We start from the raw sequence: 25,729 nt of genomic DNA, 5'->3' as shown, positions 1-25,729 counted from the left end.
TGTGCCACCCGCTGCCGAGACAGAGCCCTCACCGTCCCGGCCGCGACTGCGGGCGGCGGCCGGAGCGGCCCTCCTCACCGGCCTCCTGTTCTGCCTCGCCGGCCGGCTCGCCGGGAGCCACCCGCTCGGATCCAGAACCCGCAACATCGTCGACCTGGGCCAGCAGTACCTGCCGTACCACGTCCACTGGCGCAAGCTCCTCCTCGGCGAGACCCCGGGGGACCTCTTCCTGAACTGGACATCGGGTTTCGGCTCCAACTTCCTGGGCGACTTCGGCACCTACCTGAGCAGCCCGTTCGCCCTGCTCGTCGTCCTCTTCCCGGCCGACCGGCCCGAGCTCGCCCTGTACGTGATCACCGCCGCCAAGATCGCCGGCGCGGGCGCGGCGATGGCGGCCCTCCTGCTCACCCTGCGGCGCGGTCCCTGGCCGGTGGCCGCCGTCCTCGGCACGGCCTACGCGCTGTCGGGCTGGACCTTCAACTACGGCGCCAGCGTCCCGATGTGGCTCGACGGACTGCTCGCCTTCCCGTTGCTGTGCCTGGTGGGGGAGTGGGCGCGCCAGGGCCGCAGGCCGGTGCTCGGGCCGCTGGTCGTCGCCCTCGCCTGGTTCGCCAACTTCTACACCGCCTACATGGCGACGATCGGCGCGGCCCTCGTCCTCGCCGTGCGCCTCCTCACCGAGGACGGCGGCGCGGCCGAGAGGCCGGGCGAGGATCCGGCCACCCGCGCCGCCTCCGCCGAACGGCGCCCGCGCCTCATGGGGCTGGTGCGGGCCGTCCGTACCGTCCTCATCGGCATCGGGCTCGCCGCCCCGCTCGTCGTCGTGATCTTCCTCGGCACCAAGGTGGCCGATCCGACCCCGCCCACCGCCTTCGCCCCCGCTCCCTGGACGGACGTCCTGGCCCGCCTCCTGCCGGCGACCGCGAGCGTGGCCACCCCAGCCCTCTTCATCGGCACCCCGGCCCTGGCACTCGCCCTGACCCTGCCCTTCAACCGTGACGTCCCCGCCCGGGAGCGCGTCGGCTGGAGCGCGGCGATCGTCCTGGTCGCCCTTTCCCTCCAGTGGGAGCCGACGCACCTGCTCTGGCACGCCGGCGCCTCGCCCAACGGCATCCCGTACCGCCAGACCTTCGTCCTGTGCGGACTGCTCCTCGTCGCGGCCTGGCTGTCCACGGCCCGGGGACTGCCCCGGCCGGCCGCCCTGCTCGGCGGCGGTGCGCTGCTCGCGGGCGCGGCCCTCGCCGCGCGCGGCAGCGCCGACATCGACCGCTGGACCTACCCCGCCGTCACCGCGTCCGCCGCGCTCGCCGTGCTGGCCGCCGGCGCGGCCCTGCGCGCGGGCCGCCGCCCCGGCGGCCGGCTGCTGCCCGCCCTCGCCGTCGGCCTACTGCTCGCCGCCCAGGCCGGCGAGACCCTCGTCACCGGCAAGCGCATCGAGGAACAGCAGCTGAGCAAGGTCTCCTGGGCGCCCCGGATCGGCCCCTGGCACACCGACATGGCCCGCGCCGTCGCCGCCGAGGACTCCTGGCCGCGCCACCGCACCGACCCGGGCGAGGTCCCGGGCGGCAACGACGTCCTGATCGTCGGCGGGGAAGGCGCCGACTACTACAGCAGCCTCACCGCGGCCACGTACTCGCGCACCCTCGCCGGCCTCGGCTTCGGCTACTACGCCAAGGGCCGGCACCCCGTCAGCCTCGACAACCCGGTCACCGACGCGATCTTCTCCATCGGCACCCGGATGCGCTCGACCCCTTCCGCCCCGCTCGACCCGGACCGGCTGCCGGAGGCCCGCATCACCGTCACCGACACCCCCGTACCGCCGCTCGTCACCGTCCACCCGCGCACACCGGGGCCGGCCCGCGCCGGCGCCGCCGACTCCGCCTTCACCCGCCAGGAACTCCTCCTCGGCCACACCGTGTACGACGTGCCGGACGCCCCGCTCCGCACGACCGCGCCCGACGGCAGCACCACCCTCACGGCGCGCTGTCCGGCCGGTTCCCGGGTCTGGTTCTGGGCGCCCGAGTACCGGGGTACCGCCGCGCTCGCCGACGCGCAGCCCGTCGGCTTCGCGGGCAAGCAGCCCTCCGTCCTGGCCCCCATGCAGCAGCTGGGCACCACCCCCGCCACCGGCGCGGTCCGGATCGACCTGCGCCCCAAGTCCCAGGCCGGGCCCAGGACCCCGGCCGGCACCGAGCCCGAGGCCGGCCCTCGGTCCAAGTCCCAGGCCGGGCCCGGGACCCCGGCCGGCACCGAGCCCGAGGCCCGCCCTCGGTCCAAGTCCCAGGCCGGGCCCAGGACCCCGGCCGGCACCGAGCCCGAGGCCCGCCCCCAGCCCAAGCCCCGGGCCGGCTCGCCCTCCGCGCCGAAGGGCGGCCCCCGGCCCAAGCTGCCCGAGCACCCGATCGGCTGCCTCGTGCCGGAACGGCTCGACGCCGCCGTACGGCAGCTGACCGCCACCGGCGCGACCGACGTCCGCACCACCGGCCACACCGTCACGGCCGAGCTTCCCCCGGGCAGCACCGGCACCGCCGTCCTCGCCGTCCCCCGGATCTCCGGCTGGCGCTGCGCGGCCGGCGACGCGCCCCTCGTCCCCGCCCACAGCCGCAACGGTCTGCTCGCCGTCCCCCTCGACGGCCGGGCCACCTCCGTGACCTGCTCCTTCCGCCCGCCGGGCCTGCGGCTCGGCGGCGCGACCGGAGCCGTGGCCCTCGCCGCGCTGCTCGCCACGGCCCTGCTGCACCGTCGCCGCACCCGTGCACCCGAGGGACGGCAAGAGTTCACCCCGCGTGAACCGGAGCCTCGTCCGGCGGAGAAGAGCGCTGCCTAGTCTGCCCGCCAGTACAGACACACGAGTTGGGGAAGTCCGAGTGCCGAAACTGTCCGTCGTCGTGCCCTTCCACAATGTCGGGCCGTACGCCCCCGACACCCTGCGCAGCCTCGCGGACAACGCGGACCCCGCCGGCACCGACATCGAGTTCCTGCTGATCGACGACCACTCCACCGACGAGACGCCGGACTTCCTCGACCGCTGGAAGGACCGCATCCCGCGGGCCACCGTGATCCGCCACGCGACCAACCTCGGCGTCGCCCAGGCCCGCAACACCGGGATCGACGCGGCGACCGGCGACTACCTGACCTTCCTCGACGGCGACGACTGGTACGCCCCCGGCCACCTGCGCGCGATGGTCGCCGGAATCGAGCGTCTGGGCTGCGACTTCGCCCGCACCGACCACGTCCTGTCCACCGGCCGCAACCGGCAGATCCGCTACGCCCCGGCGAAGCTGCGCGACACCGTCATGGATCCCAGGGACGGCATCGCCCCGGCCAGCATGGTGACGATGGTCGACTACCCCTTCGTCCCGTTCGGCATCTACAGCGCCCGGCTGTTCGAGGACGGCGCCTCCCGCTTCGAGACGAAGCTGCGCACCGCCGAGGACCGGCTCTGGATCTGGCGCCTCCACCTCACCGCCCGCAGTTACGCGGCGCTCTCCCTGCACGGCGTCTTCTACCGGCGCGGGGTCACCACCTCGCTCACCCAGATCACCGACAACCGCCAGCTCGACTTCATCCCGTCCTACGACCTGCTCCTGGAGGAGGTCTCCCGCGACCGCGACGCCGACCGGTTCCTGCCGAAGGCCGTCCGCACCTACTGCGCGATGATCGCCTTCCACATGGCGAAGGCGGACCAGTACGAGCCGGCGGTGGCCAAACGGCTGCGCCGCGACGTCTCCGACGCCCTGCGGCGCATGCCGCAGACCGTCCTCGACGAGACCCTCGCGACCATGGACGCACCCCGCAGCACCCTGCTCAGGAGCCTGCGCGACACCGGAAAGGCCGCCTGACCATGCCGACCACGGAGAACGTGCACGGAGTCGACCGCGTCAACCGCGTGGACCGCGTCAACCGCGTCGACGCGGTCGGCCACCCGGAGGGCAGGAGCCGCTCTGACGGCACGGATCGCGTGCAGATCTTCCAGGTGTCCACCCTCTACGGCGCCGCGACCGTCGCCGCGGCCATCGACGCCGGGCAGTTCGGCGCCCCCGGCCACGCCCGGCGCCTGCTGCTCGTCGCGAACAACGCCGAGGTGCCCGAGACCGCCCTCCGCCTCGACGCCATGACCGGCTACGAGCGGATCGCCACCCGCTTCGACGAGGTCGTCGACTGGAACGAGGCCGTCCACCCGCACCACCCCAGCTCCTGGGCGCCCCGCCCCGAGGAGTCCCCGCTCTGGCAGCGGGTCTTCCGCACCGCGTGGGGACTCGGCACCGCCACCGTCGAGGTCGTCGTCGAGTCCATCCAGGTCAACCCGGCCAAGGCGCTCGCCGCCGTCTTCGCCGAGAGCGCCGTCCACGTCTACGCGGACGGGCTGATGAGTTACGGCCCCACCCGCGACGAACTTCCCCAGTCCATCGCCTGCCGCATCCGCCGCGTCCTCCACCTCGACCTCGTCCCGGGCCTGCGCCCGCTGCTGCTCACGGAGTACGGGGTCGGGGCCGAGCTGGTCCCCGACGACGCCTTCCGTGTGGTGCTGCGGGAGATCGCGGACGCCGCCGGAGTGACGACCGGAGTGACGGCTGGGGCGACGGCCGAGGTGACCGCCGGGGCGACGACCGGAGCGACGACCGGAGCGACGACTGGAGCGACGACCGGAGTGACGACCGAGGTGACCGCCGGGGCGACGACCGGAGTGGCCGCCGGGGCCGCGGGCGGGGCAGAGGTCCTCGCCGCCGCGGTCGCCGCCGCGCCCACCGCGCTGCTGCTCGGCCAGTACCTCGCCGTCCTCGGCATCCTCACCGTCGAGGAGGAAGAGGACCTGCACGTACGGATGCTGCGGGGCGCCGCCGCGGCCGGGCACCGCTCCGTCGTCTTCAAGCCCCACCCCACGGCCCCCGCGAGCTACTCGCGCGCCCTCCACGAGGAGGCCGCCCGCGCCGGCGTCACCCTCACCGTCCTGGACGGGCCGCTGCTCGCCGAGACCTTCTACGAGCGATGCCGGCCCCGCCTGGTGGTGGGCTGCTTCTCCACGGCCCTGCTGACCGCCGCCGTCTACTACGGCGTGCCCGTCGCGCGGGTCGGCACCGGCACCGTCCTGGCCCGGCTCACCCCGTACGAGAACAGCAACCGCGTACCGCTGACCGTGGTCGACCACCTCGTGCCCGACCTGGAGGGGGGCGCCGAGCCCGCCGTGCCGGGCGGCGCGCCCGCCGGTCTCGCGCCGCTGGTGCGGGCCGTCGGCTACTGCATGCGGCCGACCGCCCACCCGGGGCTGCGCGCCGAGGCCGTCCGCTACCTGGCGGAGCACCGGGACGACCCGGCCGCCGCCCTCCACTTCCCGGCGGAGCGGCTTGCCGAACTCGGGCTCGACGCCCCGGCGCGCGCCCGGGTCTGACCGGCTCCCGGCCCCTCACGGGCGAGGGCCGTCAGCTCCCGGGGCCTCCGTCCGTTCGGGGCCGACCCCGGACCTCAGGACCGCCGACCTCAGGTCCGTTCCGCCGACCGTACGAGCGTGAAGACCGCGCCCTCGGGGTCGGTCACCAGTGCCAGCCGTCCCGCCGTGCCCTCGCGCGGCGGGCGGAGCACCTGGCCGCCGAGCTCCGAGACCAGCCGGGCCGAGGCGTCGACGTCGTCGACCTCGAAGTACGTCATCCAGTGCGCGCCCCGGTCCCGCGGCAGTGCCGTCCCCACGCCGTGCAGGGAGGCGACCGGCCGGCCGTCGAGGTGCAGCGTCATGAAGTCGAAGTCGGCGGAGACGACGGGCTCCGCCTCGTAACCGAAGATCGTCCGGTAGAACTTGCCGACCGAGGACGTCTCGTACGTCAGGAGCTCGTTCCAGACCGGGGTGCCGGCCGGCCCCGCAGTCGCCGTGCCGTGATGGGCCTCGGCCTGCCAGACGCCGAAGACGGCGCCGGCCGGGTCCGAGCAGATCACGAGCCGCCCCGCCTCGCCCGCGTCGAGCGGACCGACGGCGACCGTGCCTCCGCAGCAGCGGATGGTCTCCGCCGTCTCGTCGGCGTCGTCCGTGGCCAGATACGTGGTCCAGGCGATCGGCAGATGGCGGTCGGGCGGCAGCTGGCCGATCCCGGCCACCTCGCGGCCGTCGAGCAGGGCCCGCACGTAGGGGCCGAGCTGCTGCGGGCCGGGCACGAAGTCCCAGCCGAACAGCGACGCGTAGAACTCCAGCGTCGCGTCAAGTCCGTGCACCATCAAGCTCACCCAGCAGGGTGTACCGGGGGTGCGCCGAGTCGCCTCGGTCATCGTCACTCTCTCCTCGCCAGTGGCCGTACGAGGGTGGGGTCGGCGGGCCGTACGGCGGGGCTCCGGCGGGTCCCTGCCCAGCTTCCGCCCGTCGTACACATCGACCGGTCGTACGTCCCGTGCCGATGGTTGCACCGCGGGCGCGCCGCGCGCCCCCGACGATTCGGGAAGGAGGGCCGTCTTCAGGGTGCGCGCTGAGCGAGGATGGCACCCATGAAGCCCATCATCTCCGCAAGCGAACTGTTGAGCGAGTCGGCCGGGGCGCGGCCGCCGGTCCTCCTGGACGTCCGCTGGACCCTCGGCGGCCCGCCCGGACGCCCCGAGTACGAGGCCGGGCACCTTCCCGGCGCGGTCTACGTGGACCTCGACACCGAACTCGCGGGCCCGCCCGGACGCGGTGGCCGGCACCCGCTGCCGGACCCGGCCGCCTTCGGCGCCGCGATGCGCCGCGCGGGCGTCTCGGCGGATACGCCTGTCGTCGTCTACGACGGCGGCCTCGGCTGGGGCGCCGCCCGCGCCTGGTGGCTGCTGCGCTGGGCCGGGCATCCCGACGTGCGGGTGCTGGACGGGGGCCTCGCCGCCTGGGAGGGCGAGCTGTCCAAGGACGTCCCGTCCCCCGAGCCGGGCGACTTCGAGCCACGGCCGGGAGCGCTCGGTCTGCTGGACGCGGACGGCGCGGCGGCGCTGGCCGGCTCGGGCCTGCTGCTCGACGCGCGCGCGGCGGAGCGCTACCGCGGTGACGTGGAGCCCATCGACCGGGTCGGCGGTCACATCCCCGGCGCGGTCTCGGCCCCCACCACGGAGAACGTGGGCCCCGACGGCCGCTTCCTGCCCGCTGACGCCCTGGCGGCCCGCTTCGCCGGCCTGGGCGCGAAGGAGGACACGGAGGTCGCCGTCTACTGCGGCTCGGGCGTCTCCGGCGCCCACGAGGTCCTCGCCCTCGAGATCGCCGGCATCCCCGCCGCCCTCTACGCGGGTTCCTGGTCCGAATGGTCCTCCGACCCGTCCCGCCCGGTCGCCACGGGCCCGGACCCGCGCTGACGCCCGGACCCCGGCCGTACGGGGAAGGGGGCGCCGCCGCCCCGGGATCGCGCCCCGGTGATCACCACCGGTGTCGCGACGCCGAGCGCGAGAGCGGTGCCAGGCCGGGGGAACACCTCGAACGTGACCGCCGTACGGCCGCCCAAGCGGGCGGCGGCCGCGCGGTGGACTCGGTGCCCCCGGGCCCGGCCCGCCGACGGACGCGCGGGGTGGGCGCCGCCGGCCGGGGAGGCGGTGCCCGACCGGGCCGGCGCCGAGACCCCCGCATCCCGCTCCGACGCCCGGGCCCTCCCGGCACGCGCCGTACCCGATAGGTGCGGGCAGGCCCGCGACCTCCCGTACGCGTCGGGCCCGTGCCGGCTGCCAAGGCCCACGCCGGGGCTCTGGCCTGCGCGGTACGCCGTACGCGCCCGGTCCGCCTCGGGCCAGCCCCGTGCGCGGAGGGCGCGGTCCCACCGCGGAGGCTCGCGCGGCGGCTTCCGGTCTTGGCCCTGCGTCGACGAGCCCGGTCAGGCGCCCCGCCGCTCGTCACGCGTCGTAGGCCGGGCAGGTCCTGCGGCCCGCCCCATACGCGGGGGCGCGATCCCACCGCGGAGGCCCGCGCGACGGCTTCCGGTCTTCGCCCTGCATAGACGGGCTCGGTCAGGCGCCCCGTTGCTGCCACGTGCCGCGTAGGTCCGGCAGGTCCTCCGGCTCGCGCCATACGCGGGGGCGCGGTCCCGCCGCGGAGGTCCGCGCGGCGGCTTTCGGTCTTGGCCCTGCGTCGACGGGCCCGGTCAGGCGCCCCGCCGCTCGTCACGCGCCGCGTAGGTCCGGCAGGTCCTCCGGCCTGCGCCATACGCGGGGGCGCGGTTCCGCCGTGAAGGCTCGTCCGGCGGCTTCCGGTCTTCGCCGTGCGTCGACGGACCCGGTCAGGCCCCCGCCGCTGCCACGCGCCGTAGCCCCTGCCGTCCCTCTCGCACCCCGTACGCGGAAGGTCCCGCCCCAGCGCGAAAGGCGCGCTCAGACCTCGGCCCGGGCCGTCACTCCAAGGCCGGCCAGGCTCTGCCGTCCGCCCCGTGCACGAAGGGGCCCGCGCCACACCGGCGCGGGCCCCTTCGTCTTCGTACGGGGTGTCACTCCTGCTTCTTGCGGCGGGTGCCGAAGACGATCTCGTCCCAGCTGGGGACCGCGGCGCGGCGGCCCGGGCGGACGCCGTCCGCTTCCGCCTGGCGGTCGGTGGCGCCGTGGAGGCGGTCGCGGTGGCCCGAGACGGCCCGCGGCATGAGGACGTCGGCGTAGGCCGAGCCGGCACCCGCGGAGGCGGCCGGGGCCGGCGGTTCCTCCGCCTCGACCTCGTCCGAGGGCTCCGTGTCGGCCGGTTCGGTCACCACCAGGTCGCCACGGAAGCTCGGCACGGCCTCCAGAAGACTGGTCAGGGAGTCGCGCTCCTCCTCGGCCTCGGCCGCCGGAGCGGGCGTCCGCTCCATCTGGCGGTCGAGCGCGCGGTCCAGCGGCCGGTCCCGGGGCAGCCGGGCGATCCGCGGCACGAAGGGGAAGCTCGGCTCCGGCACCGCGGCGAGCGTGTCGTCGGTCTCGCCGATCAGCGCGCGCGCCTCGTCGTCGACGGCCTGGACGAGCCGGCGCGGCGGGTCGTACGTCCAGCTGGCCGTGTGGACCTCGCCGGCCACCCGGTAGACGAGGAGCACCTCCCAGGTGCCGTCGTCACGGCGCCAGGAGTCCCACTGCACGGTGTCCTTCTCGGCGCCGCGCAGCAGCAGCCGCTCCTGCACCGCCTCGCCGAGCTGCGGCCCGGTGTTCTCGCCGGGCCGTCGTACGGGGGTCTTGCGGGCCCGCTCCGCCATGAAGGCGCGCTCGGCGAGCACCGGGCCCTCGAAGCGCCGGACGCGGTCGACGGGAATGCCGGCGAGCTGGGCGACCTCCTCCGCGGAGGCACCGGCACGTATGCGCGCCTGGATGTCGCGGGGGCGGAGGTGGCTCTCCACCTCGATCTCGATCTGGCCGAGCCGCGCACGGTCGTTGCGCACGGCGGCGCGCAGCCGCTCGTCGATCGGAAGCGTGTACTCCGTGCTGTCAGCAGCCTTCAGCACCAGTCGTGTGCCGTCGTTCGAGACGGCCACGACACGCAGTTCGGGCATGGGAACCTCCCGGGTGGTGCCTGCCGACGTCACGTGCGTCGCTGCTTCCGCTAGTCGAGTGTGGCCTGCCCGGGTGCAGCCTGCCACAACCCTGCCGAGTTGCCCGGCGTGTCGGGCCTGGACCCTGGAACGCCGTTATGGCACGGTTACCCATTTGCGACGCAGAGTGACAGGCCGTCACGCTGTGTCGCGGGAGTCCGTGCGGTGCCGCGGCGCCGCCGGTTCGAGTGCCACCTTCGGCCCCCTTCCGTCGATTCCGGACACCCGTGAGGGAATCCGGACCCAGGGTTCGCCACAGTACTCCATTCGGGCCACCTGGGTGGACAGGCGCGCCGCCCAACTTCTCGGGGTGCGCGGGAGTTGATTCCCCGTCGTCCGGGTGACGCGTGTCGCTCTTCACAGAAACACCAGAAACGGAACTAATCCCTTCGCCCATGGGCCCTTGTGGGTGCACGGTGGAACAGATGAACAAGCAGGGGCCGCAGATGCGTCACACGGAGACCACGGGGACGACTGAGACGGCGGAGAAGGCGGGTACGGGTACGCAGGCAAAGGCGGGCAAGGCGGGTACAGGTGCGCAGGGAAAGGCGGGGAAGGGGGAGAGGGCGGAGAAGGCGGAGAGGAAGCGGTTCGACCTGAGCGTGCCTCAGGTCGCGGGCAGCGCCCTCGCGGCCGTCCTCGCCGCCAAGCTCGCCTCCACCCTCGGCGTGTACGGCACCATCGTCGGCGCGGGTGTGATCAGCGTCATCGCCACCTGCGGCGGCCCGGTCCTGCAGCACCTCCTCAAGCGCACCGGTGAGCAGATGCGCGAGGTCAAGGTCCCCCGGCCGAAGGCGCGGCAGGCCGCCGCGCCGTACGGGAGCGGGGCGACGCCGACCGGAGAGTTCGGCCAACCCACCACCCACGGCACCCGGGTCCGGGGCTGGAAGCGCCCCGCCGTCGGCGCCGCCGTGGTCTTCCTGATCTCGATGGGCGGCATCACCGCGTACGAGCTGACCTCCGGTCAGGACCTCAGCGGCACCGGGGGGACGACCACCTTCGGCTCCGTGGTCAGCGGTCGGGGCGGCGGAGGCGGAGACAGCGGCGAGGGCGAGGAGCGGCCGGCCGGCGGCGGGACGCCGGACGCGACGCCGAGCGCCGGCGCCGGGCAGGGGGAGGGCGGGGAGCGGACCGGAGGCGGGGACGTCCCGGACCCCGCCGCCACCCCCGGCAGCGGTCCGACCGGTCCGGACACCACCCCGACGCCGGTGCCCACGCCCACTCCGACGCCCACGCCGTCCGGTTCCACCGGGCCCTCCGACGGTGCCGGCGCCACGTCTCCGGCGCCCCCGCCCGCCACCGCCCCCGTCAGTCCCCGGGAGCCGGCGGCGGAGTGACCGTCAGTCGCCCAGGACCCGGCGCAGGTAGTCGTTGCCGAAGCGCCGGTCCGGGTCGAGGCGGTCCCGCAGCGCCGTGAACTCGGCGAACCGCGGATACACCTTCTCGAAGTAGGCGGCGTCCCGGGTGTGGATCTTCCCCCAGTGCGGCCGGCCGCCGTGCCCGGTCATGATGCGCTCCACCGCGGTGAAGTACCCGCGGTACGGCGTGCCCTTGTACAGGTGCACGGCGATGTACGCCGACTCCCGGTCCGAGGCGGTGGACAGCGTGATGTCGTCCGCCGGTGCCGTGCGCACCTCCACGGGGAAGCTCACCTTCAGCGGCGAGCGTTCGATCATCGCCTTCAGCTCGCGCAGCGCCGGCACCGCCGCCTCGCGCGGCAGCGCGTACTCCATCTCCACGAAGCGCACCCGGCGCGGCGAGGTGAACACCTTGTACGGGATGTCCGTGTACGTACGGGCCGACAGGGCCCGGCTGGAGACCTTGGCGATCGACGGGACGAGCGGCGGCACCGCGCGGCCCACGGCGCAGGCGACCTGGAAGATCCCGTTGGACAGCAGCTCGTCCTCGATCCAGCCGCTCACCCGTCCGGGCGGCGCGGCGGGGCCCGCACTGCGGTTGTTGCGCTTGGTGTTGCAGTTGTCGGTGTGGGGGAACCAATAGAACTCGAAGTGCTCGTTCTCCGCGTGCAGCGCGTCGAACTCCGAGGTCACCCGGTCGAAGCTCATCGGTTCCTCGCGCGCGGTGAGCAGGAAGACCGGCTCGACGGCGAAGGTGAGGGCCGTGACGATGCCGAGGGCCCCGAGGCCGATCCTGGCGGCGGCGAAGACCTCGGGGTTCTCCTCGGCCGAGCAGGTCATCAGGCGGCCGTCGGCGGTGACCAGCTCGATCCCGCGGATCTGCGCCGCGAGGGACGCCGACTCCCGTCCGGTGCCGTGGGTGCCCGTGGAGGTCGCCCCGGCGACCGTCTGCTCCATGATGTCGCCCATGTTCGTGAGCGACAGGCCCTCCCGGGCCAGCGCCACGTTGAGCCGCTTCAGCGGCGTGCCGGACTCCACGGTCACGGTCATCGCCTCGCGGTCGATCCGCCGTATGCCGGTGAGCAGACCGGGCCGGATCAGCACGCCGTCGGTGGCGGCGATCGAGGTGAAGGAGTGGCCGGTGCCGACCGTCTTCACCCGCAGCCCGTCCTCGGCGGCCTTGCGCACGGCGTCGGCGAGCTCCTCGGCGGAGGCCGGACTCACCTCCCGCACCGGCCGGGAGGTGACGTTCCCCGCCCAGTTACGCCACGTGCTGCTCGCCGTCGAGCCGTTCCCCGACCGCTGTGTCATCGTCACGCCGTCCCTCCCGCGTCGGCGCCGGCTCGCGCAGCCGGCGATAGCCCAGGAGCCCCACCACGACCGCGAGCGCGCCCGAGACCACGGGCACCACGTACGCGGCCTCCGCCCCGGACGCGTCGACCACCCAGCCGGCGGCCGAGGAGCCGAGCGCCACACCGATCGCGAGCCCGGTACCTGTCCAGGTCATGCCCTCGGTCAGCTTGGTGCGCGGTACGTGCGCTTCGACGAGGGCCATGGTGGTCACCATCGTCGGCGCGATGGACAGGCCCGCGACAAAGAGCGCCACGGCCAGCAACGGCAAGTTCCCGGCCAGTAGGAGGGGGATCATACTCACGGCCATCGCGCAGACGCCCACGAGCCAGCGGACGGACGGCTCGCCCTTGACGTGGAGCAGTCCGAAGACGGCGCCCGCGAGGCAGGAACCGAGCGCGTAGACGGCCAGAACCAGGCTTGCGGCGGCCTTGTGGCCCTGCTCCTCGGCGAACGCGACCGTCACGACGTCCACCGAGCCGAAGATGGCGCCGGTGGCGACGAAGGCGAGGGCGAGCACCTGGAGGCCGGGGGAGCGCAGGGCGGAGCCGCCGGAGTGCTCCTCGTGGGGGTGCGGGGCCGGTTCGGTGGCGCGCTGTGCGGTCAGCCAGAAGACGCCGACGGCGAGGAAGACGCCGGCGAGCAGCGGACCGGCCTCGGGGAACCAGATGGTCGACAGGCCGATGGAGACGATCGGTCCGAAGATGAAGCACACCTCGTCGACGATCGACTCCCAGGAGTACGCGGTGTGCAGCCGCTGGGCCTCGCCCCGGTAGATGTCCGCCCAGCGGGCCCGGGTCATCGCGCCGACGCTCGGGACGCAGCCGATGAAGGCCGTGAACACGAACAGCGTCCAGTCGGCGGCCTCGAACTGGACGCAGAGCAGCAGCCCCGCGGCGGCCAGCAGCGCGACCACGGTCGCCGGGCGCAGCACCCGTCGCTGGCCGTGGCGGTCCACCATGCGGGAGATCTGCGGGCCGAGCACCGCGGCGGACATCGCGAGCGTCGCGGAGAGCGCGCCCGCGAGACCGTACCGCCCGGTGACCTGCGAGATCATGGTCACGATGCCGATGCCCATCATGGACAGCGGCATCCGGCCGAGGAAGCCGGCCACGGAGAAGGATCTGGTGCCGGGGGCGGCGAAGATCGCGCGGTAGGGACTGGGCAAGGTGATCTCCGGGCTTCCGCTCAACACGTGTAATTAATAGCTAAAGCCTACGGCTTTGAACTGAATCGGTCACTCTCTTTTTCGGCCGGGCCCACCCGGCCGCCCTCCCGAGGGGCCTGCCCGCCGGGGACCGGGCGGGGGTGGGAGGATCGGTGCCATGTCCGACGAGCTCGATCCCGCCCCGTACGACGCGCTGCTGCTGCTCTCCTTCGGCGGCCCCGAGGGCCCGGACGACGTGGTCCCGTTCCTGGAGAACGTGACCCGCGGCCGAGGCATCCCCAAGGAACGGCTGAAGGAGGTGGGCCGGCACTACTTCCTCTTCGGCGGCGTCAGCCCCATCAACGACCAGAACCGCGCCCTCCTCGACGCCTTGCGCGCCGACTTCGCCGCGGCCGGCCTCGACCTGCCGGTCTACTGGGGCAACCGGAACTGGGCCCCGTACCTCACCGACACCCTGCGCGAGATGGTCACCGACGGCCGGCGCCACATCGCCGTCCTCGCCACCAGCGCCTACGCCTCCTACTCCGGCTGCCGCCAGTACCGCGAGAACCTCGCGGACTCCCTTGCCGCGCTGGAGGCGGAAGGGCTGCCGCTGCCCCGCGTCGACAAGCTGCGGCACTACTTCAACCACCCCGGCTTCGTCCGCCCCATGGTCGAGGGCGTGCTCGCCTCGCTCGCCGATCTCGACGAGTCCGTGCGGGCCGGCGCCCACCTCGCCTTCACGACCCACTCCATCCCGGACTCCGCCGCCGACACCTCCGGGCCCGTCACCGAGCACGGCGACGGCGGCGCCTACGTGAAGCAGCACCTCGACGTGGCCCGGCTGATCGTCGACGCGGTCCGCGAGGAGACCGGCGTCGCGCACCCCTGGCAGCTCGTCTACCAGTCCCGCAGCGGCGCCCCGCACATCCCGTGGCTGGAGCCGGACATCTGCGACCACCTGGAGGAGGTGCACGGCGCCGGCGCCCCGGCCGTCGTCATGGTGCCGATCGGCTTCGTCTCGGACCACATGGAGGTCCTGTACGACCTCGACACCGAAGCCACCGCCAAGGCCGCCGAGCTGGGGCTCCCGGTGCGGCGCTCGGCCACCGTCGGGGCCGACCCGCGGTTCGCCGCCGCCGTCCGCGACCTCGTCCTGGAGCGGGCGGCGACCGAGCGCGGGCAGCGCGTCGAGCGCTGCGCCCTCGGCGCCCTCGGCCCCTCCCACGACCTCTGCCCGATCGGCTGCTGCCCCGCCCGGGCCGAGCGGCCGGCGGCGGCCGGCGCCGACAGCCCGTACGCGTAAGGAGACCGCCCCGTGACCGATCCCCTGCTGTCCGAACTCCTCGACCTGGCCCTGGAGGCCGGGCGCCGGGCCGGAGCGCTGCTGCGCGACGGGCGCCCCGACGACCTGGCCGTGGCCGACACCAAGTCCAGCGCCATCGACGTCGTCACCGAGATGGACATCGCCGCCGAGAAGCTGATCACCGGCTTCCTCGCCGAGCACCGCCCCCAGGACGGCTTCCTCGGCGAGGAGGGCGCCTCCAGCGCCGGGACCAGCGGGATCCGCTGGGTCATCGACCCGCTGGACGGCACCGTGAACTACCTCTACGGGCTGCCGACCTGGGCCGTCTCCATCGCCGCCGAGCGGGACGGCGAGACGGTCGTCGGCGTCGTGGAGGTGCCGTTGCGCGGCGAGACCTTCCACGCCGTCCTCGGCGGCGGCGCCTGGCTCGGCGACCGCCGCCTCGCCGCCCGTCCCTCCCCGGCGCTCGACCAGGCCCTGGTGGCCACCGGCTTCGGCTACGTCCAGACCCGGCGCGCCCACCAGGCCGACGTCGCCCAGCGCCTCGTGCCCCGCGTCCGCGACATCCGCCGCGGCGGCTCCGCCGCCATCGACCTCTGCGACGTCGCCGCCGGCCGCCTCGACGCCTACTACGAACGCGGCCTCAACCCCTGGGACCTGGCCGCCGGCGACCTGATCGCCCGCGAGGCGGGCGCCCTGACGGGCGGCCGCCCGGGTGAGCCGGCGTCGGGTGAGCTGGTGCTCGCGGCGTCGGCGGGGCTGTTCGGGGTGGTGCAGGAGCTGCTGGAGGAGTGGGGGGCCTGGCACGACTGAGGGTCGGGTGTGCCGGACGCGGGCGGGCCCCCGGAGTCGAGGACTCCGGGGGCCCGCCCGTGCCGGTGGGATCAGGCGCAGGCCGCGCGGACCTCCACGCCGTGTTCGGCGGCCAGGCGGTGCAGGTCGTCGAGCTCGGCCTGCTCGACCTCCGCGAGGAAGTCGTCGCCCGTCTCACGAGCGCGCGTGAGGTCGGACTGCGTGGTCTTGATCCGGTGCAGCAGCCCTGCGGTGAAAGCGTCCATCGTGCGCCCCCTCGTCGTGGGTCGGTGGCACGGGGGTGTGCCGAGGGTGGGTGGATCACACACTGCTACCTCTGGGGGACAGAGAGCGGTAGGTGGTGCGCCACCTACAGGGCGTGATCGCGGGGTGTGCAGTCGTCCTCCCCAGGCCCTTCCTCAGAGAAACCTCAACTGGGCCCCGAATCGGGTCGATTCTCGTCCGCTGCACCGGCCCGGCCCCGCCCCGCCCGGCCCGCGGGCCCCCGCATCGCCGCCTTACAGCCGGTTTACGCGCGTTCGGGGCAGGATGGACACGCACAGTCAGTGCGCGAAACCGCCCGTCCGCGTCCAGGACCAGGGCCCAGGAAAGGACTGAGACACGTGCGCGTACTCGTCGTCGAGGACGAGCAGCTGCTCGCGGATGCGGTGGCCACCGGCCTGCGCCGGGAGGCCATGGCGGTCGACGTCGTGTACGACGGCGCCGCGGCCCTGGAGCGCGTCGGGGTCAACGACTACGACGTCGTGGTCCTCGACCGCGACCTCCCCCTGGTCCACGGCGACGACGTCTGCCGCAAGATCGTCGAGCTCGGCATGCCCACCCGCGTCCTGATGCTCACCGCCTCCGGGGACGTCAGCGACCGGGTGGAGGGCCTGGAGCTCGGCGCGGACGACTACCTCCCCAAGCCCTTCGCCTTCAGCGAGCTCACCGCCCGCGTCCGCGCCCTCGGCCGCCGCACCACCGTCCCCCTCCCGCCCGTCCTGGAGCGCGCCGGCATCAAGCTGGACCCCAACCGCCGCGAGGTCTTCCGCGACGGCAAGGAGGTCCAGCTCGCGCCCAAGGAGTTCGCGGTCCTGGAGGTCCTGATGCGCAGCGAGGGCGCCGTCGTCTCGGCGGAGCAGCTCCTGGAGAAGGCCTGGGACGAGAACACCGACCCGTTCACCAACGTCGTGCGCGTCACCGTGATGACGCTGCGCCGCAAGCTGGGCGAGCCCCCGGTGATCGTCACCGTGCCCGGTTCGGGATACCGGATCTGACCGATGCCGCACTCCCCGGCGCCCGTCAACGCGCCCCCGAAACCGACGTGGGACCCCAGAGACCCGGTGCGCCCGCTGCTGCGGCCGACCATCCGGATAAGGCTCACCCTGCTCTACGGCGGGATGTTCCTGATCGCCGGCATCCTGCTGCTCGCGATCATCTACCTGTTCACCGCGCAGGCCCTGCGGGACAGCACCTCCCAGCTGCCCTTCAAGGTCGTCAGCGGCACGGTCACGCCGACCACCGACTGGTGCCAGCTGCCCAAGACGTCCACCGGCGAACCCTTCACGGGCGAGCAGCTCAACAACGCCGTCTCCATGTGCCTGCGCCACCAGAGCGACCGGGCCCTGGACGACCTGCTGCGCCGCTCCCTGTTCGCCCTCCTCGGCCTGAGCATCATCGCCTTCGCCTTCGGCTACGCGATGGCGGGACGGGTCCTGTCTCCGCTCGGCCGGATCACCCGGACCGCCCGTCAGGTGGCCGGATCCGATCTGTCCCGGCGGATCGAGCTGGACGGCCCCGACGACGAGCTCAAGGAGCTCGCCGACACCTTCGACGAGATGCTGGAGCGCCTGGAGCGCGCCTTCGGCGCCCAGCAGCGCTTCGTCGCCAACGCCTCGCACGAGCTGCGCACCCCGCTCGCGATCAACCGCACGCTCCTGGAGGTCCAGCTCTCGGACCCCGAGGCGCCGGTGGAGCTCCAGCAGCTCGGAAAGACGCTGCTGGCCACCAACGAGCGCAGCGAGCAGCTGGTCGAGGGCCTGCTGTTGCTGGCCCGCAGCGACAACGAGATCGTCGAGCGCAAGCCGGTCGACCTCGCGGAGGTCGCTTCCCGCGCCATGGACCAGGTGCGCGCCGAGGCCGAGGCGAAGGGCGTGGAGTTCCGGGGCGAGCGCGCGCCGGCCGTGGTCCAGGGCAACGGCGTGCTGCTGGAGCGGATCGCCCTGAACCTGGTGCAGAACGCCGTCCGGTACAACGTCCCGGAGGAGGGCTGGGTGGAGGTCACCACGGCGACGGGCAACGGTCAGGCGGTCCTGGAGGTCTCCAATACGGGTCCCGTGGTCCCCGCCTACGAGATCGACAACCTTTTCGAGCCATTCCGGCGCCTCCGTCAGGAGCGCACCGGGAGCGACAAGGGGGTCGGTCTCGGCCTGTCGATCGCGCGCTCCGTCGCGCGTGCCCACGGGGGCCGTATCATCGCGGAGCCCCGCGAGGGCGGTGGCCTCGTGATGCGTGTCACTCTCCCGATCTGACACACTGCACGAGCCGACCGGATTTGTTCGCTTTGCGCGGAATTTCCGGTTCCCATTCCTGAGACGCTCCTGTGTGATCGATCACAGGAATGGGCGCCTGCCCCTCCACTCTCCGTGATCGCGAATTCCCTCGGAAAACCCTGAAAAGTCCGGGTTTCCGGGGGTCCGTATGACGGGAAGTACACGGGGTGGCGCCTGAGAGGGACGGCCGACGGACCGTGTACGGTCCGGTTCGCCACCCAAAGCCGCTCACTCGTGAGAGGGCGCATTGGGTGTCGATTGAGTAACAGACCTTGATGTGAGGCAAAATCTCCGCCTCGGGTCGGGCACAAGTCCGGCCTCTCACGCGTTACGTGCGCTGGAGACACCGCAAACCACCCAGAGGGGGAGAGCGACATGGCAACGGATTACGACACCCCACGCAAGACCGACGACGACGTCGACTCGGACAGCCTTGAAGAACTGAAGGCCCGCCGGAACGACAAGTCGACCTCGACCGTCGACGTCGACGAGTTCGAGGCCGCCGAGGGCCTGGAGCTTCCGGGCGCCGACCTCTCGAACGAGGAGCTGGCCGTCCGGGTCCTGCCCAAGCAGGCCGACGAGTTCACCTGCATGAGCTGCTTCCTCGTGCACCACCGCAGCCAGCTGGCTCGGGAGAAGAACGGCCAGCCGATCTGCCGCGACTGCGACTGAGACCGAGCGGCCGTGGCAGGCGACACACCGTCTCGGAAGCGACGGCTCCGACTCCCCGGGAGGCCGGAGGCGTACAAGGGCGGCTCGGGCCCGGCAGAGGGCGGTCATGACACCTCCTCCGCCGAGCACTCCGCCCCCCTGCCCACCCCTGGCGCACGTGACGACGAGCGAGGCCACGCGGCCTCGCTCGAAGCAGCGCCGCACCAGGCCGACCACCGGCCCGACCAGGACGGCAGCCCCGGGGCCGACCGCCCCAAGGGAGGCGTCCTGCGGCGCGTGACCGACCCCGCGCGTGCCCAGCTCGACCGCGTCAAGCTCGACCGCGCCCGCATCGACGCCGTACGGCGCGGAGTCCAGCGCGGCGGTCAGGGCGCCAAGGCGGGCCTCGGCTATCTCGCCGACCGCGTCATCGAGATCGCCCCGCGCGTCCCCGTACGCGACCTGGACACCCTGCGCCGGCAGTTCCCCGGCCTCGGCCCGGAGCAGCTCGCCGACAAGCTCGTCGCCGGCGCGGCCAACGCCAGCGCGACCGTCGGCGCCGGCATCGGCGCCGCCGCCATGCTGCCCGTACCGCCCGCGATGCCCGCCGAACTGGCCGCGGAGATCACCGGCGTCGCCGCCGTCGAGCTCAAGCTCATCGCCGAACTGCACGAGGTCTACGGCCTGCGGCCGCCCGGCACCCTCACCCAGCGCTCGACCGCCTACCTGACCTCCTGGGCCGAGGAGCGCGGCATCGACCCCACCAGACCCACCACCGTCAACGCGGCCCTCGGCGGACAGCTCAAGCGCGAACTGCGCCAGCAGATCATGAAGCGCATGGTGCGCAACCTGCCGAACCTCACCCCGTTCATGGTGGGCGCCGCCGTCGGCGCCGTCATGAACCGGCGCGACACCAAGAAACTCGCCGCGCACGTCCGCAAGGACCTGCGCGCCCGCCAGATCCCCTGGGACGCCCTCCCCGCCCAGCCCCCGCTGGAACGGCCGGAGAACCCCAAGGAGATCGACTTCTAGACCCGGCGCCGCCCGCCCGGCGCCTGCGGCCCCTAGGCCGCGGAAGCGTCGCTGCGGGCCGCCTCCAGGGCCGCCACGAGCCCCTGCGGATCCCGCGTGGAGAGGTAGACGTACGGGGTCGGGTCCGCCGGGTCCGTCACCTCGACCCGTACGGCCGTCGGCACGTAGCTGCGCATCACCATGAAGGCGCGCGGATCGGCCTTGTGCGTGCGCCAGGCGCGCGCCTCCTCGGCGTCCAGGGCCTCCGGCACGCCGAGCGCCGACACCGGAATCCGTGCGTCCGCCGCGACGAGGGATCCCGCCACCACCCGGATCCGGGCGGAGCCGTACGACGACACCGCCACCGCCGCGAGGGCCGCCGCCGCGATCAGACCCACGAACGTCGGCACCGTCCCCAGCGGGAACATGATCAGCCCGCCGGACAGGCCGAGGAGCGCCACGATCACCCACCAGGAGCGGGGCGCGGTCAGACGTTCGTCGAAGCTGGGCGCGGTCGGGGGCACGGAAGGCTGCTGCATGCGTCCAAGCTTGGCACGGCGCGACCCGCGCCCGGCCGCGCGGGTAAGGTCTGCGCCTGTGACTGGAACATCTGCCGCTCTCACACCGCCGGCCGACGCCATACCGCCGGTACGCCACGCCGACGCGCCCGCCCCCGGCGAGCTGCTCGGCGCGCACTACGAGTACTGCTTCGGGTGCGGCGGCGGACAGCCCCACGGGCTGCACCTGGAGGCGCGGGCGGGCGAGGGCGTGACCGTCACCGCCGAGTTCACCGTGACCCCCGACCACCAGGGCGCCCCCGGCCTCGCGCACGGCGGCGTGCTCGCCACCGCGCTCGACGAGACCCTCGGCTCCCTGAACTGGCTGCTGCGGGTGATCGCCGTGACCGGACGTCTGGAGACCGACTTCGTGCGGCCCGTCCCGGTCGGCACCGTGCTCCACCTGGAGGCCGAGGTCACCGCCGTACACGGCCGCAAGATCTTCTCGACCGCCGTCGGCCGGATCGGGGGGCCCGAAGGCCCCGTCGCCGTCCGCGCCGACGCCCTCTTCATCGAGGTCAAGGTCGACCACTTCATCGACAACGGCCGCCCGGAGGAGATCCAGGCCGCCATGTCCGACCCCGACCAGGTCAGGCGCGCCCGCGCCTTCGAGGTGAACCCCTGATGCGCAATCCCGTCGACGTACTCATCCGCCGCCTGGACCCCGAGGTGCCGATCCCGGCCTACGGCCACCCCGGCGACGCCGGCGCCGACCTGGTGACCACCGAGGCCGCCGTGCTCGCCCCGGGGGAGCGGGCCGTGCTGCCCACCGGCGTCTCCCTCGCGCTGCCCGACGGCTACGCCGCCTTCGTGCACCCGCGCTCCGGTCTCGCGGCCCGCTGCGGCGTCGCGCTCGTGAATGCCCCGGGGACCGTCGATGCCGGGTACCGTGGAGAGATCAAGGTGATCGTGGTCAACCTGGACCCGCGCGAGAGCGTGCGGTTCGAGCGGTTCGACCGGATCGCCCAGCTGGTCGTCCAGCAGGTCGAGAAGGTGCGCTTCCACGAGGTCGCGGAGCTTCCCGGCTCCGCGCGGGCCGAGGGGGGCTTCGGGTCCACCGGCGGTCACGCCGCCGTGGACGGCACTACGGGTGGGAATCGATACGCTTCGGTCGTATCCGACCGGGAAGGACAGTGACGTGTTCGGACGTCGCAAGAAGAGCGGTGCCGCTGCGGACGCAGCGGTCGATGCCGAGCAGGTCGTCGAGGCGGTGGACTCCGAAGACGCGGCCGAGACGGCCGAGGGGTCGCGCCGGGTGAACCTTCCGCCGGCGCCCCGGCCCGACGGTCCCTGGGACATCTCCGAGGTCAGCAAGCCCGAGGAGGGCCGGGTGGACCTCGGCGGCCTCTTCGTGCCCGGAGTCGAGGGCATGGAGCTGCGGGTGGAGGTGGCCGGTGACGCCATCGTCGCGGCCACCGTCGTGCTGCGCGACAGCGCCGTGCAGCTCCAGGCCTTCGCCGCGCCGAAGAAGGAAGGCATCTGGGGCGAGGTCCGCGACGAGATCGCGGGCGGCATCACCCAGCAGGGCGGCGCCATCGAGGAGGTCGAGGGTCCGCTGGGCTGGGAGCTGCGGGCCCAGGTGCCCGTGCAGCTGCCGGACGGCAACCGCGGCGTGCAGCTGGTGCGCTTCGTCGGCGTCGACGGCCCGCGCTGGTTCCTGCGCGGCGTGATCTCCGGCCAGGGCGCGGTGCAGCCGGAGGCCGCCGGCCTCCTGGAGCAGATCTTCCGGGACACCGTCGTCGTCCGCGGCGAGGGCCCGATGGCCCCCCGCGACCCGATCGTCCTCAAGCTGCCCAACGACGCCCAGATGGTGCCGGACGGCGTGCAGCAGGAGGAGCAGGCCGGCTCCCGCTTCTCCGGCGGCATGGGCCAGCTGCAGCGCGGACCGGAGATCTCCGAGATCCGCTGACACCGGCCGGCCCGCCGACGCGGGCCGACCGCGCGAGCGATGCCCGGTGGGCCGCTTCCCTCCACCCGTACCCCGGTACGGAGCGGGCGAGGAAGCGGCCCACCGGGCTTTTCCACAGCCGGCGACGAGCACCGGAGGCGGTTGTCCACAGCCCTGGCACCGGCCGCCGTCACCGGCCCATACTGACGGCGCACACGTTCGCAGCAGGGGGGTACACGGTGAGTGAGAGCAACGCGCGGACCGGCACGGCCGTGATCGACGACCCGGCCGGCGCGCCGATGGTCCGGGTCGAGGACCTGCACCGCTCGTACGGGACGGGGGACGCCGCCGTCCACGCCCTGCGCGGGGTCTCCTTCGCCATCCCCCGCGGCGAGCTGGTCGCCCTCAAGGGCCGTTCCGGCTCCGGCAAGACCACCCTGCTCAACCTCGTCGGCGGCCTCGACACCGCCGACCGGGGCCGCATCGTCATCGACGGCACCGACCTCGCCGAGCTGGGCGAGGACGGCCTCCTGGAGCTGCGCCGCGACCGCATCGGCTTCATCTTCCAGTCCTTCGGCCTCATACCCATCCTCACCGCCGCCGAGAACGTGGGCGTGCCGATGCGGCTGCGCAAGGCCGACCCGAAGGAACGCGAGGAGCGGGTCGCCCTGCTCCTCGCCCTCGTCGGGCTCGCAGACCACGCGGCCCAGCGCCCCGGAGAGCTCTCCGGCGGCCAGCAGCAGCGCGTCGCCATCGCCCGCGCCCTCGCCAACCGGCCCGCGCTGCTGATCGCCGACGAGCCCACCGGCCAGCTCGACGCCGAGACCGGCCTCGCCGTCATGGAGCTGCTGCGGGCGGTGGTCCGCAGCGAGGGCTGCACGGCCCTGGTCGCCACCCACGACCACCAGCTCCTCGGCCTCGCCGACCGCGTGCTGGAGCTGCGCGACGGGGAGATCATCGAGCACTGAGCGGCCGGCCGGCAGCGCGCCGCCCACCGCGGACGGGCCATCAGGATCACGTCAAGACGGTCCCGAGCGCACACACCCGCGCCGAATGTCCGTTTCGCTGGACGTAAGGTCGAGCCATGGCACGCGGCACACTTCGGATCTACCTCGGCGCGGCGCCGGGCGTCGGCAAGACGTACGCCATGCTCTCCGAGGGCCATCGGCGGGTCGAGCGCGGCACGGACTGCGTGGTCGCGTTCGTGGAGCACCACGGCCGGCCGCGTACCGAGGTGATGCTGCACGGCCTGGAGACGGTGCCGCGCACGGAGCTCGCGTACCGGGGCACCACCTTCCCCGAGATGGACATCGACGCCGTCCTCGCCCGCCGGCCCGCCGTCGCCCTCGTGGACGAGCTCGCCCACACCAACGTCCCCGGCTCGCGCAACGCCAAGCGCTGGCAGGACGTCGAGGAACTCCTCGCCGCCGGGATAGACGTCATATCCACCGTCAACATCCAGCATCTGGAGTCGCTCGGCGACGTGGTCGAGTCGATCACGGGCGTACGGCAGCGGGAGACCGTCCCCGACGAGGTCGTGCGCCGCGCCGACCAGATCGAGCTCGTCGACATGTCGCCGCAGGCCCTGCGGCGCCGGATGGCGCACGGCAACATCTACCAGCCCGACAAGGTCGACGCCGCCCTCTCCAACTACTTCCGGCCCGGGAACCTGACGGCGCTGCGGGAGCTCGCCCTGCTGTGGACCGCCGACCGGGTCGACGCCTACCTGCGGCAGTACCGCGGCGAGCACAACATCCGCTCCACCTGGCAGGCGCGCGAGCGGATCGTCGTCGGCCTCACCGGCGGCCCCGAGGGGCGCACCTTGATCCGGCGCGCCGCCCGGCTCGCCGAGAAGGGGGCGGGCGGCGAGGTCCTCGCCGTCTACGTCTCCCGCAGCGACGGCCTCACCGCCGCCTCCCCGAAGGAGCTCGCCGACCAGCGCACCCTCGTGGAGGACCTCGGCGGCACCTTTCACCACGTCATAGGCGACGACGTGCCCTCGGCACTGCTCGAATTCGCCCGCGGCGTCAACGCCACCCAGATCGTCCTCGGCTCCAGCCGCCGCCGCTCCTGGCAGTACATCCTCGGTCCCGGCGTCGGCCAGACCGTCGCCCGCGACTCCGGCCCCGACCTCGACGTCCACATCGTCACCCACGAGGAGGCCGCCAAGGGCCGCGGTCTGCCCGTCGCCCGCGGCGCCCGGCTCGGCCGCGCCCGCATCGCCTGGGGCTGGGCCGTCGGCGTCGCCGGACCCGTCCTGCTCAGCCTGCTGTTCACCCATGTCGACGCGGACCTCGGCCTCGCCAACGACATGCTGCTCTTCCTCGCCCTGACCGTCGCCGCCGCGCTCCTCGGCGGACTGCTGCCCGCCCTGGCGTCGGCGGCCTTCGGTTCCCTGCTCCTCAACTGGTTCTTCACCCCGCCCCTGCACCGGCTGACCATCGCCGACCCCAAGAACATCGTCGCCATCGCCGTCTTCTTCGGTGTCGGCGTCGCCGTCGCCTCCGTCGTCGACCTCGCCGCCCGCCGTACCCACCAGGCGGCCCGGCTGCGCGCCGAGTCGGAGGTCCTGTCCCATCTCGCCGGCAGCGTGCTGCGCGGCGAGTCCAGCCTGGAGGCGCTCCTCGAACGGGTCCGGGAGACCTTCTCGATGGAGTCCGTCGCCCTCCTGGAGCGGGCCGGCGACGTCGAACCGTGGACCTGCGCCGCGAGCGTCGGCACCCGGCCCGTGGCCCGTCCCGAGGACGCCGACGTCGACATGCCCGTCGGCGACCACCTGGCGCTCGCCCTGAGCGGCCGGGTGCTGCCCGCCGAGGACCGCCGGGTGCTGGGCGCCTTCGCCGCCCAGGCCGCCGTCGTCCTGGACCGCCAGCGGCTCGTCGACCAGGCCGAGGAGGCCCGCAAGCTCGCCGAGGGCAACAAGATCCGCACCTCGCTGCTCGCCGCCGTCAGCCACGACCTGCGCACCCCGCTGGCCGGCATCAAGGCATCCGTCTCCTCACTGCGCTCCGACGACGTCGAATGGTCCGACGAGGACCGGGCCCTGCTCCTCGAAGGCATCGAGGAGGGCGCCGACCGGCTCGACCACCTCGTCGGGAACCTCCTCGACATGTCCCGGCTCCAGACCGGCACCGTCACCCCGCTGATCCGCCCCACCGACCTCGACGAGGTCGTGCCGATGGCCCTCGGCGGCGTCCCCGACGGCAGCGTCGAGCTGGACATCCCCGAGACCCTGCCCATGGTCGCCGTCGACCGCGGCCTGCTGGAACGGGCCGTCGCCAACATCGTCGAGAACGCCGTGAAGTACAGCCCCGAGGGCGTCCCGGTCGCCGTCGGCGCCAGCGTCCTCGGCCGGCGTCTCGAACTGCGGGTGACCGACCGCGGCCCCGGAGTCCCGGACACGGGCAAGGACGGCATCTTCGAGCCGTTCCAGCGCTTCGGCGACGCCCCCCGCGGCTCGGGTGTCGGCCTCGGCCTCGCGGTCGCCCGCGGCTTCGTCGAGGCCATGGGCGGCACCCTCACCGCCGAGGACACCCCCGGCGGGGGGCTCACCATGGTGCTCACCCTGCCCACCGCCGCGCAGGACGCCGCCCCGCCGCCGGACGGCACCGACGCCACGGCGCCGGTGCACACCTTCACCTGAC

At 73.7% G+C, this 25,729-nt stretch carries 22 protein-coding genes; 16 read left to right on the top strand and 6 right to left on the bottom strand.

Annotated features, from left to right (window positions below):
• Window position 1 precedes the first annotated feature (1 nt).
• From ABD954_RS07960 to ABD954_RS07950, 3 genes are read left to right on the top strand one after another with little or no spacing between them, the layout of a single operon-like run.
• On the top strand, window positions 2–2,827 hold the full coding sequence (locus ABD954_RS07960) for a YfhO family protein (protein ID WP_345485089.1): 2,826 nt from the start codon (window positions 2–4) through the stop codon (window positions 2,825–2,827).
• 40 nt (window positions 2,828–2,867) lie between these two features.
• A complete protein-coding gene (locus tag ABD954_RS07955; RefSeq protein ID WP_345485088.1) occupies window positions 2,868–3,842 on the top strand; it encodes a glycosyltransferase family 2 protein in 975 nt (324 codons plus the stop codon).
• 2 nt (window positions 3,843–3,844) lie between these two features.
• Entirely contained in the window at window positions 3,845–5,389 is a 1,545-nt protein-coding gene (locus ABD954_RS07950; protein ID WP_345485087.1) for a polysialyltransferase family glycosyltransferase, read from the top strand.
• Window positions 5,390–5,478: 89 nt separating this feature from the next.
• Here ABD954_RS07950 and ABD954_RS07945 read toward each other — a convergent pair whose 3' ends face one another.
• Window positions 5,479–6,255, bottom strand: a complete 777-nt coding sequence (locus ABD954_RS07945) for a VOC family protein (RefSeq protein ID WP_345485086.1) — start codon at window positions 6,253–6,255, stop codon at window positions 5,479–5,481.
• A 213-nt stretch (window positions 6,256–6,468) separates the two neighbouring features.
• On the opposite strand from ABD954_RS07945, the gene ABD954_RS07940 reads away from it, so the two are divergent.
• The gene (locus tag ABD954_RS07940; RefSeq protein WP_345485085.1) at window positions 6,469–7,296 is read left to right on the top strand and encodes a sulfurtransferase; all 828 of its coding nucleotides are present in this window, start codon (window positions 6,469–6,471) and stop codon (window positions 7,294–7,296) included.
• Between the two features lie 1,115 nt (window positions 7,297–8,411).
• Here the strand turns inward: ABD954_RS07940 and sepH are convergent.
• Window positions 8,412–9,467, bottom strand: coding sequence for a septation protein SepH (gene sepH, locus ABD954_RS07935; protein ID WP_345485084.1), 1,056 nt, complete (start codon window positions 9,465–9,467; stop codon window positions 8,412–8,414).
• Window positions 9,468–10,075: 608 nt separating this feature from the next.
• Between sepH and ABD954_RS07930 the strand changes: the two genes are divergently transcribed.
• A complete protein-coding gene (locus tag ABD954_RS07930; RefSeq protein ID WP_345485083.1) occupies window positions 10,076–10,810 on the top strand; it encodes a hypothetical protein in 735 nt (244 codons plus the stop codon).
• Between the two features lie 3 nt (window positions 10,811–10,813).
• Here ABD954_RS07930 and ABD954_RS07925 read toward each other — a convergent pair whose 3' ends face one another.
• Both ABD954_RS07925 and ABD954_RS07920 read right to left on the bottom strand, forming a co-directional pair.
• Window positions 10,814–12,142 carry a D-arabinono-1,4-lactone oxidase gene (locus ABD954_RS07925; RefSeq protein ID WP_345492027.1) on the bottom strand — a complete coding sequence of 443 codons (1,329 nt, stop codon included), beginning with the start codon at window positions 12,140–12,142 and terminating at the stop codon, window positions 10,814–10,816.
• Window positions 12,093–13,349 carry an MFS transporter gene (locus ABD954_RS07920; RefSeq protein ID WP_345485082.1) on the bottom strand — a complete coding sequence of 419 codons (1,257 nt, stop codon included), beginning with the start codon at window positions 13,347–13,349 and terminating at the stop codon, window positions 12,093–12,095. Before ABD954_RS07920 ends, ABD954_RS07925 begins: the two co-directional genes overlap by 50 nt.
• Window positions 13,350–13,506: 157 nt before the next feature.
• On the opposite strand from ABD954_RS07920, the gene ABD954_RS07915 reads away from it, so the two are divergent.
• Window positions 13,507–14,634 (top strand): ferrochelatase, encoded by a 1,128-nt coding sequence (locus ABD954_RS07915; protein ID WP_345485081.1) that lies wholly within the window; start codon window positions 13,507–13,509, stop codon window positions 14,632–14,634.
• Between the two features lie 12 nt (window positions 14,635–14,646).
• A complete protein-coding gene (locus tag ABD954_RS07910; protein WP_345485080.1) occupies window positions 14,647–15,447 on the top strand; it encodes an inositol monophosphatase family protein in 801 nt (266 codons plus the stop codon).
• 71 nt (window positions 15,448–15,518) lie between these two features.
• Here ABD954_RS07910 and ABD954_RS07905 read toward each other — a convergent pair whose 3' ends face one another.
• Window positions 15,519–15,692 carry a hypothetical protein gene (locus ABD954_RS07905; protein WP_345485079.1) on the bottom strand — a complete coding sequence of 58 codons (174 nt, stop codon included), beginning with the start codon at window positions 15,690–15,692 and terminating at the stop codon, window positions 15,519–15,521.
• Window positions 15,693–16,049: 357 nt separating this feature from the next.
• Here ABD954_RS07905 and ABD954_RS07900 point away from each other — a divergent pair, with 357 nt between their 5' ends.
• The 4 genes from ABD954_RS07900 to ABD954_RS07885 all read left to right on the top strand — a co-directional run bounded on the left by ABD954_RS07900 (window position 16,050) and on the right by ABD954_RS07885 (window position 19,661).
• On the top strand, window positions 16,050–16,703 hold the full coding sequence (locus ABD954_RS07900; protein ID WP_345485078.1) for a response regulator transcription factor: 654 nt from the start codon (window positions 16,050–16,052) through the stop codon (window positions 16,701–16,703).
• A 3-nt stretch (window positions 16,704–16,706) separates the two neighbouring features.
• Window positions 16,707–17,957, top strand: a complete 1,251-nt coding sequence (locus ABD954_RS07895) for a sensor histidine kinase (RefSeq protein WP_345485077.1) — start codon at window positions 16,707–16,709, stop codon at window positions 17,955–17,957.
• 396 nt (window positions 17,958–18,353) lie between these two features.
• Window positions 18,354–18,650 (top strand): DUF4193 domain-containing protein, encoded by a 297-nt coding sequence (locus ABD954_RS07890; protein ID WP_003955561.1) that lies wholly within the window; start codon window positions 18,354–18,356, stop codon window positions 18,648–18,650.
• 12 nt (window positions 18,651–18,662) lie between these two features.
• Complete coding sequence (locus tag ABD954_RS07885; RefSeq protein ID WP_345485076.1) at window positions 18,663–19,661, top strand: hypothetical protein; 999 nt, start codon at window positions 18,663–18,665, stop codon at window positions 19,659–19,661.
• Between the two features lie 32 nt (window positions 19,662–19,693).
• Here the strand turns inward: ABD954_RS07885 and ABD954_RS07880 are convergent, their stop codons facing one another.
• Window positions 19,694–20,179: a DUF3093 domain-containing protein gene (locus ABD954_RS07880; RefSeq protein WP_345485075.1), complete on the bottom strand. Its 486-nt coding sequence runs from the start codon at window positions 20,177–20,179 to the stop codon at window positions 19,694–19,696.
• A gap of 58 nt (window positions 20,180–20,237) precedes the next feature.
• Between ABD954_RS07880 and ABD954_RS07875 the strand changes: the two genes are divergently transcribed.
• The 5 genes from ABD954_RS07875 to ABD954_RS07855 all read left to right on the top strand — a co-directional run bounded on the left by ABD954_RS07875 (window position 20,238) and on the right by ABD954_RS07855 (window position 25,728).
• On the top strand, window positions 20,238–20,822 hold the full coding sequence (locus ABD954_RS07875) for a PaaI family thioesterase (RefSeq protein WP_345485074.1): 585 nt from the start codon (window positions 20,238–20,240) through the stop codon (window positions 20,820–20,822).
• Window positions 20,822–21,334, top strand: coding sequence for a dUTP diphosphatase (gene dut, locus ABD954_RS07870; protein ID WP_345485073.1), 513 nt, complete (start codon window positions 20,822–20,824; stop codon window positions 21,332–21,334). The genes ABD954_RS07875 and dut overlap by 1 nt, the downstream gene beginning before the upstream one ends.
• Window position 21,335: 1 nt before the next feature.
• Window positions 21,336–22,106, top strand: coding sequence for a DUF3710 domain-containing protein (locus ABD954_RS07865; RefSeq protein ID WP_345485072.1), 771 nt, complete (start codon window positions 21,336–21,338; stop codon window positions 22,104–22,106).
• 278 nt (window positions 22,107–22,384) lie between these two features.
• Window positions 22,385–23,053 carry an ABC transporter ATP-binding protein gene (locus ABD954_RS07860; RefSeq protein ID WP_345492025.1) on the top strand — a complete coding sequence of 223 codons (669 nt, stop codon included), beginning with the start codon at window positions 22,385–22,387 and terminating at the stop codon, window positions 23,051–23,053.
• 116 nt (window positions 23,054–23,169) lie between these two features.
• Window positions 23,170–25,728, top strand: coding sequence for a DUF4118 domain-containing protein (locus ABD954_RS07855; protein ID WP_345485071.1), 2,559 nt, complete (start codon window positions 23,170–23,172; stop codon window positions 25,726–25,728).
• Window position 25,729: the final 1 nt, after the last annotated feature.

It is taken from the genome of Streptomyces roseoviridis, assembly GCF_039535235.1.
GTDB classification, from domain to species: domain Bacteria; phylum Actinomycetota; class Actinomycetes; order Streptomycetales; family Streptomycetaceae; genus Streptomyces; species Streptomyces roseoviridis.
The sequence above is the reverse complement of the archived record's forward strand: the minus strand, read 5'-3'. Positions and strand labels throughout refer to the sequence as shown.

Bases quoted from the DNA above. Each gene is read 5' to 3' on its own strand.
- ABD954_RS07915 (WP_345485081.1), top strand. From the start codon at position 13,507: ATGTCCGACGAGCTCGATCCCGCCCCGTACGACGCGCTGCTGCTGCTC.
- ABD954_RS07890 (WP_003955561.1), top strand. From the start codon at position 18,354: ATGGCAACGGATTACGACACCCCACGCAAGACCGACGACGACGTCGAC.
- ABD954_RS07905 (WP_345485079.1), bottom strand. From the start codon at position 15,692: ATGGACGCTTTCACCGCAGGGCTGCTGCACCGGATCAAGACCACGCAG.
- ABD954_RS07945 (WP_345485086.1), bottom strand. From the start codon at position 6,255: ATGACCGAGGCGACTCGGCGCACCCCCGGTACACCCTGCTGGGTGAGC.
- ABD954_RS07855 (WP_345485071.1), top strand. From the start codon at position 23,170: ATGGCACGCGGCACACTTCGGATCTACCTCGGCGCGGCGCCGGGCGTC.
- ABD954_RS07895 (WP_345485077.1), top strand. From the start codon at position 16,707: ATGCCGCACTCCCCGGCGCCCGTCAACGCGCCCCCGAAACCGACGTGG.
- ABD954_RS07880 (WP_345485075.1), bottom strand. From the start codon at position 20,179: ATGCAGCAGCCTTCCGTGCCCCCGACCGCGCCCAGCTTCGACGAACGT.
- ABD954_RS07940 (WP_345485085.1), top strand. From the start codon at position 6,469: ATGAAGCCCATCATCTCCGCAAGCGAACTGTTGAGCGAGTCGGCCGGG.
- dut (WP_345485073.1), top strand. From the start codon at position 20,822: ATGCGCAATCCCGTCGACGTACTCATCCGCCGCCTGGACCCCGAGGTG.
- ABD954_RS07950 (WP_345485087.1), top strand. From the start codon at position 3,845: ATGCCGACCACGGAGAACGTGCACGGAGTCGACCGCGTCAACCGCGTG.
- ABD954_RS07925 (WP_345492027.1), bottom strand. From the start codon at position 12,142: ATGACACAGCGGTCGGGGAACGGCTCGACGGCGAGCAGCACGTGGCGT.
- ABD954_RS07860 (WP_345492025.1), top strand. From the start codon at position 22,385: ATGGTCCGGGTCGAGGACCTGCACCGCTCGTACGGGACGGGGGACGCC.